The sequence below is a fragment of the Agrobacterium sp. 10T429 genome, assembly GCF_056393925.1.
This window is the reverse complement of the sequence record NZ_JBFTGV010000003.1, coordinates 29,900-45,452: the sequence shown is the minus strand read 5'-3', so window position 1 is coordinate 45,452 and position 15,553 is coordinate 29,900. Positions and strand designations below refer to the sequence as shown.

At 59.4% G+C, this 15,553-nt stretch carries 11 protein-coding genes; 5 read left to right on the top strand and 6 right to left on the bottom strand.

Annotation, left to right across the window (positions count from 1 at the left end; all coding sequences use genetic code 11):
- From AC1DCP_RS09610 to AC1DCP_RS09590, 5 genes are read right to left on the bottom strand one after another with little or no spacing between them, the layout of a single operon-like run.
- Positions 1-786 (bottom strand): ABC transporter ATP-binding protein, encoded by a 786-nt coding sequence (locus AC1DCP_RS09610; protein ID WP_127966221.1) that lies wholly within the window; start codon positions 784-786, stop codon positions 1-3.
- On the bottom strand, positions 783-1,586 hold the full coding sequence (locus tag AC1DCP_RS09605; protein ID WP_127966222.1) for an ATP-binding cassette domain-containing protein: 804 nt from the start codon (positions 1,584-1,586) through the stop codon (positions 783-785). The genes AC1DCP_RS09610 and AC1DCP_RS09605 overlap by 4 nt, the downstream gene beginning before the upstream one ends.
- Positions 1,583-2,413: an ABC transporter permease gene (locus AC1DCP_RS09600; RefSeq protein ID WP_003510685.1), complete on the bottom strand. Its 831-nt coding sequence runs from the start codon at positions 2,411-2,413 to the stop codon at positions 1,583-1,585. Before AC1DCP_RS09600 ends, AC1DCP_RS09605 begins: the two co-directional genes overlap by 4 nt.
- A complete protein-coding gene (locus AC1DCP_RS09595) occupies positions 2,410-3,399 on the bottom strand; it encodes an ABC transporter permease (RefSeq protein ID WP_013761489.1) in 990 nt (329 codons plus the stop codon). Before AC1DCP_RS09595 ends, AC1DCP_RS09600 begins: the two co-directional genes overlap by 4 nt.
- Positions 3,400-3,408: 9 nt before the next feature.
- On the bottom strand, positions 3,409-5,019 hold the full coding sequence (locus AC1DCP_RS09590; RefSeq protein ID WP_065661658.1) for an ABC transporter substrate-binding protein: 1,611 nt from the start codon (positions 5,017-5,019) through the stop codon (positions 3,409-3,411).
- Between the two features lie 375 nt (positions 5,020-5,394).
- Between AC1DCP_RS09590 and AC1DCP_RS09585 the strand changes: the two genes are divergently transcribed.
- Both AC1DCP_RS09585 and AC1DCP_RS09580 read left to right on the top strand, forming a co-directional pair.
- Positions 5,395-8,103: a DNA translocase FtsK gene (locus tag AC1DCP_RS09585; RefSeq protein WP_111788573.1), complete on the top strand. Its 2,709-nt coding sequence runs from the start codon at positions 5,395-5,397 to the stop codon at positions 8,101-8,103.
- Positions 8,104-8,194: 91 nt separating this feature from the next.
- On the top strand, positions 8,195-9,271 hold the full coding sequence (locus AC1DCP_RS09580; RefSeq protein ID WP_476774241.1) for an Ldh family oxidoreductase: 1,077 nt from the start codon (positions 8,195-8,197) through the stop codon (positions 9,269-9,271).
- Positions 9,272-9,315: 44 nt separating this feature from the next.
- Here the strand turns inward: AC1DCP_RS09580 and AC1DCP_RS09575 are convergent, their stop codons facing one another.
- A complete protein-coding gene (locus AC1DCP_RS09575) occupies positions 9,316-11,310 on the bottom strand; it encodes a putative bifunctional diguanylate cyclase/phosphodiesterase (protein ID WP_476774240.1) in 1,995 nt (664 codons plus the stop codon).
- A 316-nt stretch (positions 11,311-11,626) separates the two neighbouring features.
- Between AC1DCP_RS09575 and AC1DCP_RS09570 the strand changes: the two genes are divergently transcribed.
- From AC1DCP_RS09570 to AC1DCP_RS09560, 3 genes are all read left to right on the top strand, one after another.
- Positions 11,627-12,673: a class I SAM-dependent methyltransferase gene (locus tag AC1DCP_RS09570; RefSeq protein WP_076845913.1), complete on the top strand. Its 1,047-nt coding sequence runs from the start codon at positions 11,627-11,629 to the stop codon at positions 12,671-12,673.
- Positions 12,674-12,816: 143 nt separating this feature from the next.
- A complete protein-coding gene (locus tag AC1DCP_RS09565; protein ID WP_019564590.1) occupies positions 12,817-13,641 on the top strand; it encodes a bifunctional allantoicase/(S)-ureidoglycine aminohydrolase in 825 nt (274 codons plus the stop codon).
- Between the two features lie 175 nt (positions 13,642-13,816).
- Positions 13,817-15,322 carry a sensor domain-containing diguanylate cyclase gene (locus AC1DCP_RS09560; RefSeq protein ID WP_003510668.1) on the top strand — a complete coding sequence of 502 codons (1,506 nt, stop codon included), beginning with the start codon at positions 13,817-13,819 and terminating at the stop codon, positions 15,320-15,322.
- Positions 15,323-15,553 lie beyond the last annotated feature (231 nt).

The window sequence follows — 15,553 nt, the reverse complement described above, 5'->3', positions numbered from 1 at the left end:
TTATCCTTGCGTGGTGGTGGTCAGGCGCGGCGCAGCCTCGATCAGGGTTCTGGCGGTCGAGGATTGCGGCGTGGAAACGATGTTTGCTGTCCTGCCGATCTCGACGATCCGACCCGCCTCCATGATGGCGACGCGGTGGCAGACGGCGCGGATGACCGCGAGGTCGTGGGAAACGAAAATACAGGCGACGGCCGTCTCTCGCTGTATTTCGACCAGCAGTTCGAGAATTTGCCTGCGTACGGAGACATCGAGCGCTGAAACGGCCTCGTCCAGAATGAGAAGGGATGGTTTGAGCGCGATGGCTCTGGCAATTGCCACGCGCTGCCGCTGGCCGCCGGAAAGCTCGAACACCGAGCGGTCAGTATAGCTGGCGGGCAGCCCGACTCGCTCGAGAAGGCGGCGGATTTCTGCCGGGCGTTCGCGTCGTTCGACGATGCGATGAATACGCAGCGGTTCGCCTATGGCATCCTCGACGCTGGCGCGCGGGTTGAACGCGCCATGCGTATCCTGAAACACCATCTGCATATGCCGCCGCGCCGCGCGCAGTTCGCCGCCATCAAGCGCCAGCCAGTCGCGAGTTTCAAAACGGACCGTGCCTTCGTCGGCCGGGATCAGCCGCATCAGGATGCGTGCCAGTGTCGATTTTCCGCAACCGGAGGGGCCGGCAAGCCCAAGCGTCTCGCCGGGCTGAAGCGAAAAGGATATATCGGACAGTGCTTCCACCGTGCGTGCGCCGGTCCGGTAGGTTTTCGAGAGGTTTTCGACGCTCAGAAGGGCTTCGTTCATGATGCGGCCTCATTGATCAGAGGCGGTGTCGAAAGGTCGAGATAGTCGGAGAGCAGTGCGCGCGTATAGTCGTGCGCAGGCGCGGCTAACACCCGCCTGGTGGTGCCGTGCTCCACCAGCCGTCCGGCATGCAGAACGGCGATCTCGTCGGCGAGGCCGGAAGCAAGACCAATATCATGGGTGATGAAGACCAGCGTTCTTTCTTCTTCACGCACCAGCCCATCCAGCAGTGCGGCAATGGCGGCCTGGCTTACCGTGTCGAGCGCGCTTGTCGCCTCGTCGGCGATCAGGATTGCGGGGTGCGCGGCAATGGCGGCTGCAATCGCCACACGCTGTCTTTGCCCGCCGGAAAGCTGGTGCGGATAGGCGCCGAGGAGACGGGTGGGATGCGGCAAACGCACCCGTTCCAGAAGGTCGCGGGCAAGATCTCGTGCCTGCTTCCATGAAAGGCCCAGATGCCGCACAGCGCCTTCCGCCACCTGTTCACCGATGGTGAGAACCGGGTTCAGCGTCGCACCGGTATCCTGGAAAATATAGCCGATATCGCGACCCGGCTGCGGCCTGTCTGTGAAAAGACCGCTGTCGCGGCTCCAGGAAATATCGCCGGAAACCCGTGCGCTCACAGGCAGAAGCCCGGCAATTGCCTTGGCGAGCGTCGATTTGCCAGAACCGCTTTCGCCGATGATCGCCAACCTTTGTCCCTGCCGGATCGTCAGCGAAATATCCTGCAGCGCCGGTCCGTCGCCGGCCGCATAGCGGACGCTGAGATCGTCGATCCTGCAGAGTGCATTGCCGCTCATGGCGTTTCTTTCCTCGTCGCCATCGCTTTGTTGATTCCCTCCGCGAGAAGATAAACGCCGAGAACCGTGACCAGAAGACCGATGCCGGGGATGACGGAGAGAAACGCCGCCGAGCGCAGGACGTTGCGTCCTTCCGCGATCATCGAACCCCATGTGACGATATTCGGATCGCCAAGGCCGAGGAAGGACAATGCCGCCTCGGTGAGGATGGCGGCGGCGACGATGATGGCGGCGAGCGCCAGAACCGGCGGCAGCGCATTGGGAAGTATTTGCCGAAACGCGATCTCCAGCGGATGCATCCCGATGGCGCGGGCGGACTGCACGTAATCCCGCTCGCGGATACTCAACACCTGCGCCCGCATCAACCGCGCTGGATCCGCCCAGGCGCCAAGTGCAATCGCAAGGATGACGATGGGCATGGATGGACCGATGGTGCTGACGAAGGCGAGCGCCAGAAGGAAATTCGGCACGATCTGGAAGGCGTCGGTAACACGCATCAGCGCCTCATCCACCAGGCCACCGGCAAATCCGGCAATTGTGCCGACGACGGTGCCGATCATGAGGGCGGCAGCGGCAGCGCCGATGCCGACGAGCAGGGATGCCTGCGCACCGTGGGCAAGTCCCGCCAGTACATCGCGGCCCAACCGGTCGGTGCCGAGGGGGGAGGCGGCGTCGGAGAAGGGCGCGATGAGCGGCTCACCGACGATCGACAGCGGGTCACCGGGAAACAGGAGGGGAGCGGCGAGCGCCGTCACAGCTAGCAGTGTCAGGATGATGGCACCTGCCGCACCTTCGAAACTGCGCAGGAGCCGGAGGGTGAAACTCATGTCTGTTGCTCCCCGCTGCCGATGCGCGGATCGAACACGGCATAGAGAATATCAACGACGAGATTGATCAGGATAACGAAAACGGCGCTTGTCAGAATAATGCCCATCAAGAGCGGTGTGTCGCGGCCGCTGACGGCTTCCTGCGCAAGCCGGCCAAAACCGGGAATGGCAAAAACGCTCTCGATCACCACGCTGCCGCCGAGCATGGTTGCCGCTTGCAGGCCAAGCACGGTGACGAGGGGCAGTGCGGCGTTGCGTGCGACATGGCGCAGCACGATCCGCCGTCTCGAAAGCCCCTTGGCCTTGGCGAAGAGCACGAAATCCAGCGGCCAGACCGCCGCCATGGCAGTACGCATGACGCGCAGGAAAAGCGCCAGATAGATCAGCCCGAGACTGGCGACCGGCAGGACAAGATGGCGGGCAATATCGAGCGCCCGTACAAATCCCTGTTTTCCGGATGCGATGGTTTCGATGCCGGATGTTGGCAGCCACCTCAGTTGCACGGCAAAGACGATGGCGAGCACAAGGCCGAGCCAGAAGCCCGGCGTGGCGTAAAGCGCCAGCGACAGGGCCGAGAGTACCCGGTCGGTCAACCCGCCGGGACGGGCGCCCGCCAGGATGCCGAGCGCGGTGCCGATGATGAAAGCAAGTGCGGTGGCACTACCCATCAGGAGCAGCGTGTTCGGCAGCCGTTCGAGGATTAGCCCCAGCACCGGTCGGTCAAACGCAAGCGACCAGCCGAAATCAAGTCGCAGCACCGAGCTGGCGTAAAGCCAGAAGCGGGCTAACACCGAACCGTTCAGACCATATTGCTCGCGCAGGGCGTCCCGCAGTCCGGCGTCGCCGCCGCCGATGGAGACGAGATAGGCGTCAACCGCGTCACCGGATGCGTTTTCAAGCAGCACGAAGGTGAAGACCAGAACGATCAGCAGCACTGGAATGGCGCTGATCACCCTTCGCCGTAGCAATGTCGCCGCGCGCCTCACGGCGCTTCCTCAGGTGCCGACCACCGTATCCGCCCAGTTGGAAACGGCCCAGCGTGGATTGCTCGCGACGTGTTTGACAGTATCGCGCGCAACCGTGATGAAACCCCATTCGGCGACATTGATCAGCGGCAGATCGGCGGCGACCTGCTTCTGGAAATCCTTGTAGAGTACCGTGCGGGCTGCCGTATCCACGGTTTCCGCCGCCTTGTCGATCAGTGCATCGAGCGCCTTGTTCTCATAGCCTCCCTGATTGGAGAAGCCGACGCCGGCTGGAATGCCGGAGCGCACGAGAATGGTGGTGGAGATCGCCGGATCGCCACGGAAGACCGGCGGCGCGATGGCGAGATCGAAGGCATGGTCGGTATAGACGGCCTTCTGGTGCGCGGCGGCATCATTGTTGACCAGCTCAGCATCGATGCCGATTTCCTGTAGCGCCTGGCGAAGATAGGAACCGAATTGCTTGGTTTCATTGAAGTAAGGCGCCGGCAGAAGCTTCAGTGAAAATCGCGTTCCGTTCGCTCCGCGTGCATAACCCGCCTCGTCCAGCAGGGCGTTCGCCTTGGCGACGTCGAAATCGTATGTTTCAACGTCTCCCGTGTAAAACTGGGGTGCATTTTTCGGTACGGGGCCGGTCGATGCTGTGGCGTAACCGAGGAAGACCTTGTCGATGACGAATTTCTTGTCGATGGCGTGGGCGATCGCCTTCCTGACCTTGAGGTCGGTCAGCTCCTTGCGGCGGTGGTTGATCTCCACGACGAGCTGATAGGTGAGGGCTTCGTAACCCTCCGGGATGACCTTGATGCCCGGCTCCTTCGCGATGCGGGCAAGATCGGCAAGCGGCACGGCGGAAAAGGCTGCGAGGTGGATTTCTTCGGCTTCAAGCGCAGAAGCGGCGCCCGCCCGGTCGGGCAGAACGCGATAGATGATCTCATCGAGTTGCGGCTGGTTCTTGCCCCAGTAATTGGGATTGCGGGTCAGGCGGTAATATTCGCCGGGCTTATATTCCGCAAAAACGAAAGGTCCGGTGCCGACTGGTTTCGTATTGGCCGGATTGGTAGCGATATCGCTGCCTTCATAAAGGTGTTTCGGCACGACGCTGGTGACAACCGGCAAAGCGTTGCGGATGAGCTGGAAGGGTGTCGGCTTGGAGAAGCGGAAAATGGCCGTGTGGTCATCAGGCGTATCCACTTTTTCAAGATTGGCAAAGACCAGCCGCCCAAGGTTTTGCAGCGGCTTCCAAACCGAAAGTGCTGAAAAGGCCACATCTGCGGAGGTGAAGGGTTTGCCGTCATGCCAGGTCACGCCTTCGCGCAGCTTGAACGTGGCACTCAAACCGTCCTCCGATCCATGCCATTCCGTCGCAAGCCTTGGTTCCAGCCCGTCCCTGCCATTGAAGGAGGCTTCCGCCAGCGGCTCAACGATCTTGCTCGAGATATAGAACACGCCGTTGGAGGCAACGATGGCCGGATTGAGGTTCTTCGGCTCCGAATCGGCCGCAACGATCAACCGCCCACCGGGCTTTGACTGCTGCGCGGCGGCAATGCCCGCAAGTCCGGTGGTTGCGGCAAGAAGGAGCGAGGTCTTGAGAAGCGAGCGGCGGGACAGGTGGACAGGCGACATGAGGTTCACTCCGGAATGAGGGCGGGCGGGCCTTTCCGCTGGGCCGCGGCCTGCCCGATCTTAAGACTGCAACCGCAGCAGTGTCCACGTTAATTCACGGGCTTTACAGCAATGATTTTACGTTGCGCGACCGCTTGCGGAAACAATATGCTTCAAGGCACCACTCCCCTTTTCTTAAGCCGCGCCCGTTGCCGTAAAACGGCGATGAAAAACTGATTTAACGCAATAAATATAGAGGCTTGGAGTGCCGATTCCTTGCTGGTGCATGTCACGTCTCACCTGTGCCTAAAGCGAAATTCTGCCTGCGTGACCCGGTTTGGAAAGGGGTAATTAACCTTTATTTTCTATTTCAGGGAGACCGAAATATGTACGTTTATGATGAGTGTGCACGCTGCCATGAGCTTCTCCCGATCCAGATTCCAGAATTCGTCCAATAGCGTAGGGGAGGGGAGCGATAAGGCTCGTCATGCCGGCGGCAAGGCCGTTGCCGGTCAGGAGCAGGCCGCGGCAATGAAGGCGGGTGTTGTGCCCCGGCCGAATGCCGATGTCAGTGCTGCCGACGCCATCGAAGGCCGCGCTGAAATGCCGGGCTGGCAGAATGCTTTCGTGCTTGGCCCGAATGTGCGTTTCACCCGCACGCCGGAAAGCGCCTTTAGCCGGCGCATGCCGGTCGAGACGCCGCATCTTGCGGAAGAGGAGGCACCCGCCGACATCCTGTCTGAAACTGCCGAGCCTGAGATGGTCGTGCAGCCGGAGGCTACTGTACAGGAGCCTGCAATTGCGACGGTGGTAAAGTCGCCGGAGCCGCGCATTCAACCGCCACGCATGCCGTTTCTGCCGCAGCCGCCGGATGCGCGGGGCGCAAGGGCGCTGACCTACAAATTGCGACTGGAGCTTGCGCGCAAACAGGCGGAAGAAGCCGCTGCAGCAGCGCTGATGCCGCCTCAGCCGGTTGATGCAGCCGCCGTCTTCGAAGCGCCGGTACCGGGAACCGATTCACCTGTTCAGCCGCTGCCCGCCGCGTCGGTTGCATCTGTCGAACAAGTTGTAACGCCGCAGGCATCCATTCCCGCCTTTGCCGCCCATCTGCCGGATGAGCTTTTCTGGGAAGTGATGACGCTCGATCTGCCGGGTGACGCCGGCGAAGGCCTTCCCGCATCTGCGCGCACCGTTCTCGCAAACCCGTTGCTGACGGCGGCTGCGATTGCCCCGACGCTGGCATCCGCATCTCCGGTCGCACCGGCAATCCGGCTTTCGGCCGTACCGCCCGTCATCAGGATTCCGGGTGGTTCAGCGATCAGGCTTTACCGCGAAATCGGCGTGCATCATCCTGCAATTCCAGCCCCAACTCAGGTCGTTGAACCAGAGGTCGCTCCGCAGCCGGTCGTGGAGACAGTCGCAGTTGCTGAGCCGCAGAGGCCTGTTGAGCAGGTTCAGCTGGCGGAAAGAATCGTTGCCGAGCCGCGTTTCACGCCCCGCGCGCCCATCCAGGCCTCGCAGCCTATGTTCCGGGAAGCGCCGGTCTTTGCAGACGGCGAATATGAATACCCCTCCATCGATCTTCTGCAGCAGGCTCGCGTCCAGCAGACCACGACCATGACGCCGGAGGCGCTCGAGCAAAGCGCCGGCCTACTGGAAAGCGTGCTGGAGGATTTCGGCATCAAGGGTGAGATCATCGATGTGCGCCCCGGCCCAGTTGTGACGCTTTACGAATTCGAGCCCGCCCCCGGCGTGAAGTCCTCGCGCGTTATCGGCCTGTCGGACGATATCGCCCGCTCGATGTCAGCGCTCTCGGCGCGTGTCGCCGTCGTGCCCGGCCGCAATGTCATCGGTATCGAGCTTCCCAATCCGGTGCGCGAGACGGTCTATCTGCGCGAGCTTATCGAAGCGACCGATTACAGCGAGACCCGCCAGAAGCTGGCCCTTTGCCTTGGCAAGACCATTGGCGGCGAACCTGTCATCGCCGAACTGGCGAAGATGCCGCATCTGCTCGTTGCCGGTACCACCGGTTCGGGCAAGTCGGTCGCCATCAACACCATGATCCTGTCGCTGCTCTACCGGTTGAAGCCGGAGGAATGCCGGCTGATCATGGTCGATCCCAAGATGCTCGAGCTTTCGGTTTATGACGGCATTCCGCATCTTCTGACCCCTGTCGTCACCGATCCGAAGAAGGCGGTCATGGCACTGAAATGGGCCGTACGCGAAATGGAAGACCGCTATCGCAAGATGTCGCGTCTCGGTGTGCGCAATATCGACGGTTACAACGCAAGGGCCGCTGCCGCCCGCGCCAAAGGGGAGACGGTGTTCTGCAACGTGCAGACCGGCTTCGACCGCGCAACCGGCGAAGCTGTCTACGAGCAGGAGGAAATGGACCTCACCGCCATGCCCTATATCGTCGTCATCGTCGACGAGATGGCCGACCTGATGATGGTCGCAGGCAAGGAGATCGAAGGCGCGATCCAGCGTCTTGCGCAGATGGCGCGCGCTGCCGGTATCCATCTCATCATGGCCACCCAACGCCCCTCGGTCGATGTCATCACCGGCACGATCAAGGCCAACTTCCCCACCCGCATTTCCTTCCAGGTGACCTCGAAGATCGACAGCCGCACCATCCTTGGCGAACAGGGTGCCGAACATCTGCTCGGCCAGGGCGACATGCTGCACATGATGGGTGGCGGCCGCATCTCCCGTGTCCATGGTCCGTTCGTGTCGGACGAGGAAGTGGAGAAGGTCGTGGCGCATCTGAAGACCCAAGGTCGGCCTGAATATCTCGGTACCGTTACGGAAGACGCCGACGAGGCTGACGACGAGGCGGAAGAGGAAACGGCGGTCTTCGACAAGACATCGATGGGCGACGACGATAGCGACGATCTCTATGAAAAGGCCGTTAAGGTGGTGATGCGCGACAAGAAATGCTCCACCTCCTATATCCAGCGCCGCCTGTCGATCGGATACAATCGTGCCGCCTCCCTGGTCGAGCGTATGGAGCAGGAAGGCATTGTCGGTCCCGCCAACCATGTCGGCAAGCGCGCCATCATCGCCGGTGAGCGCGACACCTACGAGGCGATTGGCGGCGACGACTGATTGATCCATTCGGGGCGCGATATTCGATTGCAAAAACGCGCCCCGTGACTAGCTTGTGCGGCATGGATTCTGGAATCGGGAGGTTCCCCTGATGTCGCACAGCAATGAAAATATCACTGTCCTCGCAAGGCTGGATGAACTGGAGCGGTTTTGCCGTTCCGTTTTCCTGGCTGTCTGCACCGATGATGAAACCGCCGATGCGGCGACCCGCGCCATGATGCATGGCACACGGCTGGGCGTAGACAGCCACGGCGTTCGGCTTCTTGCTCACTACATCGCAGGACTTGAAGGCGGGCGTCTCAATCCGCGGCCGCAGATCAGCCGCGTGTCCGGCTTCGGCGCAGTGGAGACGATCGATGCCGACCATGCCCATGGCGCCCGCGCTACCTATGCGGCCATGGACAGCGCCATGGCGCTTGCTGGGAAATTCGGCATCGGCGCCGTTGCGATCAGGAATTCCTCGCATTTCGGCCCCGCTGGCGCTTACGTGCTGGAGGCGGCGCGGCAGGGGTATATCGGCATTGCCTTTTGCAACTCCGACAGTTTCGTGCGCCTGCATGACGGCGCGATGCGTTTCCACGGCACCAACCCCATTGCAGTCGGCGTGCCGGCAGCCGATGACATGCCCTGGCTTCTGGACATGGCCACCAGCGCCGTGCCCTATAACCGGGTTCTGCTTTACCGCAGCCTGGAACAGCAATTGCCGGAAGGAGTTGCGTCTGATGGCGACGGTATCGACACGCAGAACCCCAATGCCGTTGAAATGCTGGCTCCGCTGGGCGGTGCCTTTGGTTTCAAGGGAGCGGCGCTTGCGGGAATGGTGGAAATCTTTAGCGCCGTTCTCAGCGGCATGAAGCTCAGTTTCGATATCGCCCCAATGTCGGGGCCAGATTTTTCCAAGCCGCGCGGGCTTGGGGCCTTCGTCCTGGCGTTGAAGCCGGAAGCCTTTCTTGAACGCGAAGTGTTCGACGAGGGCATGAAACGCTATCTCGAGGTACTGCGGGGATCGCCAGCGCGGGAGGACTGCAAGGTCATGGCGCCGGGCGATCGGGAATGGGCGGTAGCGGCAAAGCGGGAGAGGGAGGGCGCACCTGTCGATCCCGTCACGCGTGCTGCGTTTTCGGAACTTGCGGCAAAATTCTCGATCATTCCGCCCGCATATCACTAAGACTGGGCCTGCCGGTGACGGCGCTTGCCGCCGCCGTCGCATCGTCAGGCGGGGCGCTGTAGCATTTTGGGCTGCGGGTAGGGGGTAGTCGCCACGTTCAGCCTTTCGGCGACGACCGGGCGTCCGATATAATAACCCTGCGCATAATCGATCTCGAGCTGGCGCACGAGCCTCAGTTGCTCTTCCGTCTCCACGCCTTCGATCAGGATCTTGTGGCCGCGATTGCGGATGAGACGGATCATGTCCTGCAACATCGCCCGGCCGCGGGGTGTCTTGCTGTCATGCAGGAAGGAGCGGTCAATCTTTACGGTATCAAAATCCGTCATCCGCAGCCAGGAAAGGCCCGCAAATCCGGTTCCGAAATCATCCAGCCATATATTGATGCCGAGCGTCTTCAGATCGTTCAGACAGCGTAATACATCCGAATGCATCTCCATATCCAGACCCTCGGTGATCTCGAAGGCCAGCCTGCCGCCGGCAATCCCAGCCTCAACGAGGATCGCTGCGACCGAAGTGGCAAAACCAGGATTCTTCAGCTGCATCGGCGATACGTTGACGCTGACCACCGATACCTTGTCATCGGCCAGTATCTGCCGGCAGGCGGTCTTTATGGTCCAGAGACCGAGCTCCATTATCGTGCCGGTGCGTTCGGCAATCGGGATAAAGGTGCCGGGCGAAACGGAGCCACCGTCGAGCAGGCGAAGCCGCATCAACGCTTCGGCTCCCGCCGTCTCGTTGGTCGATATGTTGAGGATCGGCTGATAGACGAGAGAAACGAGGTTTTCCGCGACAGCGATTTTCAGAAGTGCGGCGATATTTTCGGTTTCGTCGCTGGTCTGCGGATCGTCCGGATCGAACAGCCTCATGCAATTGCGGCCATTGGCCTTGGCAATATAAAGCGCCCGGTCGGCCTCGTTGATGATCTTTTCGAGCTTGCCATCCGGATTGGGACGGGTGAAAGACGCGCCAATGCTGACGGTGACGATGAAGGTTCCGTCCCGACGCTGATCGTGCGAAAGCGACAGGTCTTCGACGGTGTGGCGGATGGTTTCGGCAAGCTCACCCACCTGCTGTCTGGACTTGAACGGAGCGAGTACGATGAACTCCTCACCGCCATAACGGCCGATGGAGGCGCCATGGTCGATGATCGCGTTCTGCAGGGCGTTGCCCACTGTCACGAGGCACTTGTCGCCTTCCTGGTGGCCGTAGCGATCATTGTATTTCTTGAAGAAATCCACGTCGATCAGAAAGACGGCGAAACCTTCCCCCTTCTTGCTCCAATTGTCCCACAACAGGCGCAGATGCTGGTCTATGGCGCGGCGGTTCTGCAGGCCTGTCAAGGAATCGGTATTTGAAAGCCGCAACAGCGCCTGCCCGCGCTCGTCCGCCGCTTTCTGCTGGGCCTTGGCCTCGAGTGCGTTGAGAAAGACGTGGTAGCGTTCCCGGTTCAGGTTCCAGTTCACGTAAGAGGTGAAGACGAAGCAGGAGATATAGAAGGTGCCGAAAGCGAGCTTGTAGAACGCATCTTCGGGAAACTGCGTCGCCGCCAGAAAGTAGGTGACAAGAATGATGCCCGATGACACGAGCGAAAGATGGAAACGGAAGGTGAAAAACAGATTGGCGCCCATCATGAAGATCGCCCCGAAAACCATGTAATAGGACATGTTTTCGAGATTGTCGGTCAAGAGCGAGGGCACAAGCCAGCCAATATAGCCCATGACGAGCGCAGTGGCGCAGGTGAGGTCAAGTGCGGCGGTGCTCGCGCCCATGCGCAACTGAATTTCGAGCGTCAGCAGGGACGTCAGGACGACGATAACTCTTGCGATTATGGTGTAAAAGGCGACGTCGGGCACCAGAATGATGTCGGTAATGGCAAATAGCAGATAGATGAAAACAGCCGTCCACAGGCCCCGCCTGATCGAACCCCGGCGGCTACGCTCACCTTCCTGCTGGTAAAGGGCAAGAAGTTCATCAGAAAACCGGGCGTCCGGCCGCCGATATTCTTGCTGTCCACTCACCTCGCCTAACGTGTGCTTCATGCACTTTCCCATAGTGTTGCGTATACTTTATCAAGTAACTGCTTATTCGACCTTTGCGTGTACTTTCACGCTAAGCGCGATTTCCTGCCGATTTCTCTCCATGCGGGCGGAAACATGAAAAGCAAGAGCGCATCATACGCTCGCAACATTAAGTTTCACTAAATCGCGTATCCGCTTTCTCCTCCGGTCCACGAGTGTGACCAAAAAAATACGCTAATAAACTAATGTATCCCTACACTGCTCAAAAATCGAAAGCGAGTGGCCTTCCGTCTCCCAGAAACGTATATTTAACAATGTGTTAATACTGGAGGCTGAAGTGAGGCAGGTAAAGAAAAGAAATCTGGACGGGGCAAGTCTGATCACTCCTGATACTGTCGCAAAAGAGATTTTTGCACGGAAAACGGAAGCGTTCGATGAGCATTTCGCAGTTGCGAAAGCAGAGATCGCGATCATTCTCGAATTGGCACAACAGCAGTTCGAAAATGGTGTTTCAGCACATGAGATAATACATCGAACGGCAGGCGCACTGCATGGCCTGCGCGAAAAGCTCCACTCAAGCGTGTGGGCTGAACTGATTCCTCTGGTGCAGAATCACTCCGTGTCGGACTATTTTCTGGAAGATCCCTTCACGCGCTGGTCGTTCGAAAAGCCGCGGGGCTATTCGGGCGATGCGCAGCTTCTCGACTTCATCTACGGTCACGACAGCGTTGCCGATAAGGTGAAGAACGCAACGCCGCTTGGCGCGGCTCTCTACGATTATACGAAGGACGCCAGTTCCTCGGTCGCTGTCCGCGAGCGGCGGGATTTGCTGACCCGGTTTGTTGACGAGGCTGCGGCCCGGCATGGAAGCGAAACGGAAATCCTCACCATTGCATCGGGACATCTGCGCGAGGCGGATGCATCCGTGGCCTTGAAAGAGGGCAAGATCCGGCGCTGGGTGGCGCTTGATCAAGATCCCCTGAGTGTCGGTTCCGTTGCCCGCGATTTCAACGGCAGCTGCATCGAGGCGATTGACGGTTCGGTGCGTGACATCGTCCTGCGTTCGCACGAGCTCGGCAAATTCGATCTGGTATATGCCGCCGGTCTTTACGATTACCTGAACGACAAGGTGGCGATCAAGCTCACGCGGCGCTGCATGGAGATGCTGAAGCCCGGCGGAATGTTCCTCTTCGCCAACTTCTCCGAAGACATTGTGGTCGATGGCTACATGGAGACCTTCATGAACTGGGCGCTGCTGTTGCGTTCGAAGGCGGATATGTGGCGGATCGTCAACGCCAGCGCCGATCCCGCAAGTATCGAGGCGCAGGTATTTTTCGGCGAAAACCACAATATCGTCTATGCCACGATGCGCAAAAAGGCCTGAGCCCAACCTCGTTTCGCATGTCCGCGCGAAATAGGCCGCCCGCATTTTACCATGCGGGCGGCAGGGCCTGTGCACGCCAATAATTATTTGATTAAACGTCGCTACAGGCCTAAGAATTCGCGCGAAATGCGTTGCAGAATGGAATGGCTGAAATGAAGAAATATTATTCGGATATGGGCGGTCTGCCGGGGCAGACGGAACTGCTGTCGAGCAAGGCTGTTTTCAAGACTGCCTATGCGGTCATCCCCAAAACCGTCATGTCCGATATCGTGACGAGCGTGCTCCCGCACTGGACAGGGACCCGGGCCTGGATCATCGCCCGACCGATGACCGGTTTTTCCGAGACTTTTGCGCAATATATCGTTGAAGTGCAGCCTGGCGGCGGCAGTGAGCGGCCGGAGCCGGACGCAAGGGCGCAAGCGGCGATCTTTGTCGTTGATGGTGAAATGACCGTGGAGTTTGAGGGCGTGCAGCATGCATTGCGGACCGGCTCCTTCGCCTTCCTGCCCGCCGGCTCGCGCTGGCAGCTGCGCAATTCCGGCACGGCACCGGTCAAGTTCCACTGGGTCCGCAAGGCGTTTCAGGCGGTGGACGGGCTGGAGCCGCCGCCGGCGATCTTCACGCATGAAGATGAACACGCTCTGTCGGCGATGCCCGATACGGACGGCAAATGGGCGACTACCCGGTTTATCGATCCCGACGACGTGCGTTACGACATGCACCTCAACATCGTCAGCCTGGAGCCGGGCGCTACCATTCCTTTCATGGAAACCCATGTCATGGAGCACGGTCTTTACGTGCTGGAAGGAAAGGCGGTTTACCGGCTGAACGAGGATTGGGTGGAAGTGCAGGCGGGTGATTTCATGTGGCTGCGCGCTTTTTGCCCGCAGGCTTGCTATGCAGGCGGGCCGGGCCGTTTCCGCTACCTGCTCTACAAGGATGTGAACCGCCACGTGAAGCTCTGGTAACGGGCGGAATCTTGGCGAAACCGAGATTTATCGCGCAATCCGTTGGCTTGCGCGATAAAGGCTTGCGTTGGATCGAATATCCCTAATAAATCCAGATATGCGGTCAGTCATCGCTGTCTCGCACGATTTAGGCATTCGGCATCCGCCCTTATTTATCCTGAAGAAGACTGCCCGTATGATTGAAACGATCGATACCAATATCTTCAATCTTGCCCCTGTGGCGATGTGGATCGAGGATTTCAGCGAGGTGAAAAGCCAGTTCGATATCTGGCGGGCGCAGGGCGTCGAGGACATCCGGGCGTTTTTGCTGGAAGATCTGTCGCGGGTGGCGGCGTGCTCGCAGAAAATCCGCGTTGTGCAGGTTAATGCCAAGACACTTGAACTGTTCGAAGCGCGGGACAAGGCGCATCTGATCGATAATCTGCACCGGATTTTCCGCGATGACATGCTTGAAAGCCATGTGAACGAGCTTTCCGAGCTTTGGGCTGGAAAAACCGAATTCATCAGCAACGCCGTCAATTACTCGATTGGCGGAAAGCGGCTGGATATCCAGCTGCGCGGTGCGGTCATACCCGGCTACGAACAGACACTCGGGCGGTTGCTGCTGACCACAGAGGATGTGACGGAACGTGAGGAGGCTCGCCGCAAGGAGCTTTTCAACCGCCGTTATGCTGAAGGCATGTTCCAACATTCGCCCGTTTCCCTCTGGGTGGAGGATTTCAGCCGGGTTCGGCGCCTGATCGAGGAGGTCAGGGAACGCGGCATCATCGACTTCCGGGTGTTCATGGATGTGCATCCCGAATTCGTGCGCCAATGTATGAGCGAAATCCGCGTGATCGACGTCAACCGGGCGACACTGGACCTGTTTTGTGCACCGGACCGTCAGGTTCTGTTGCAGCGGCTTGGCGATATTTTCCGGGGTGAAATGGAAAAGCCCTTCCGCGAACAGCTGATGGAGCTGTGGAACGGCAATCTTAACCATCATCGCGAAGTGGTGAACTACGCGCTGGATGGTTCAGAGCGGCACGTGCTGCTGCATTTCTCCGTTTTTCCGGGCCACGAACGCGACTGGTCACTGGTGCAGGTCGCGCTGACTGATATTACGGCGCGGAAAAAGGCGGAAGCCTATCTCGAATATCTCGGCAAGCACGATGTGCTGACCAAGCTGCACAATCGCGCCTTCTATTCGGACGAAATGAACAGGCTGGAACGCAGCACGATCCGGCCCGTTTCGGCCATCGTCATCGATCTCAATGGCCTCAAGGACGCCAATGACAAGCTCGGGCACGACGCAGGCGACGCGCTGTTGCGGCGCCTTGGCGAAGTCCTGAACGGTGTCGTTACTGCGCCAAACCATGCTGCGCGCATTGGCGGTGATGAATTTGCGATCCTTTTGCCCGGCGCAGACAAGCAGATCGCCGCGGCGATGGTGGATACGATTTACGAACTGCTGAAGATCAACAACCAGTTCTACTCCAATGCGCCGCTTAGTCTTTCGCTGGGCGTGGCAACCAGCGAGGCCGGAGAGACAATGGAATCGCTGGTGCGCCGTGCAGACATGCATATGTACGAGCAGAAAAACGCCTATTACGCCGCGATGCGCAACAGGTCTGCCGACAACAGCGATACAACGAAGGCCTCCCCGCAACCGGAAGCCAGCTCCCTGAAGCGCCTTCTCTAGCCACAGGCATCCCGTGTGTGCCTTGCCTCACTGAGGATTTCCAACGCTCTGCGGGACCATGGCCGCCTATTTTTTAGCCTTTAGGCGCCATCGTCCTGGTCAAATTTGAGTGTATTCTAAAAGACCAGCGAAATTTGCTTTACGTACCTCAAAACGGACGTTAGCTTCTTCCCAAGAGCTTTGGGAGGAGTTCGCGCATGATGATTTCAAGTAAAATCGAGGGGCAAGATC

What these genes read in the sequence shown, in the direction of transcription:
- AC1DCP_RS09610 (WP_127966221.1), bottom strand. Translation starts at nt 786, where the DNA reads ATGAACGAAGCCCTTCTGAGCGTCGAAAACCTCTCGAAAACCTACCGG.
- AC1DCP_RS09605 (WP_127966222.1), bottom strand. Translation starts at nt 1,586, where the DNA reads ATGAGCGGCAATGCACTCTGCAGGATCGACGATCTCAGCGTCCGCTAT.
- AC1DCP_RS09600 (WP_003510685.1), bottom strand. Translation starts at nt 2,413, where the DNA reads ATGAGTTTCACCCTCCGGCTCCTGCGCAGTTTCGAAGGTGCGGCAGGT.
- AC1DCP_RS09590 (WP_065661658.1), bottom strand. Translation starts at nt 5,019, where the DNA reads ATGTCGCCTGTCCACCTGTCCCGCCGCTCGCTTCTCAAGACCTCGCTC.
- AC1DCP_RS09585 (WP_111788573.1), top strand. Translation starts at nt 5,395, where the DNA reads ATGATGAGTGTGCACGCTGCCATGAGCTTCTCCCGATCCAGATTCCAG.
- AC1DCP_RS09580 (WP_476774241.1), top strand. Translation starts at nt 8,195, where the DNA reads ATGTCGCACAGCAATGAAAATATCACTGTCCTCGCAAGGCTGGATGAA.
- AC1DCP_RS09575 (WP_476774240.1), bottom strand. Translation starts at nt 11,310, where the DNA reads ATGAAGCACACGTTAGGCGAGGTGAGTGGACAGCAAGAATATCGGCGG.
- AC1DCP_RS09565 (WP_019564590.1), top strand. Translation starts at nt 12,817, where the DNA reads ATGGCTGAAATGAAGAAATATTATTCGGATATGGGCGGTCTGCCGGGG.
- AC1DCP_RS09560 (WP_003510668.1), top strand. Translation starts at nt 13,817, where the DNA reads ATGATTGAAACGATCGATACCAATATCTTCAATCTTGCCCCTGTGGCG.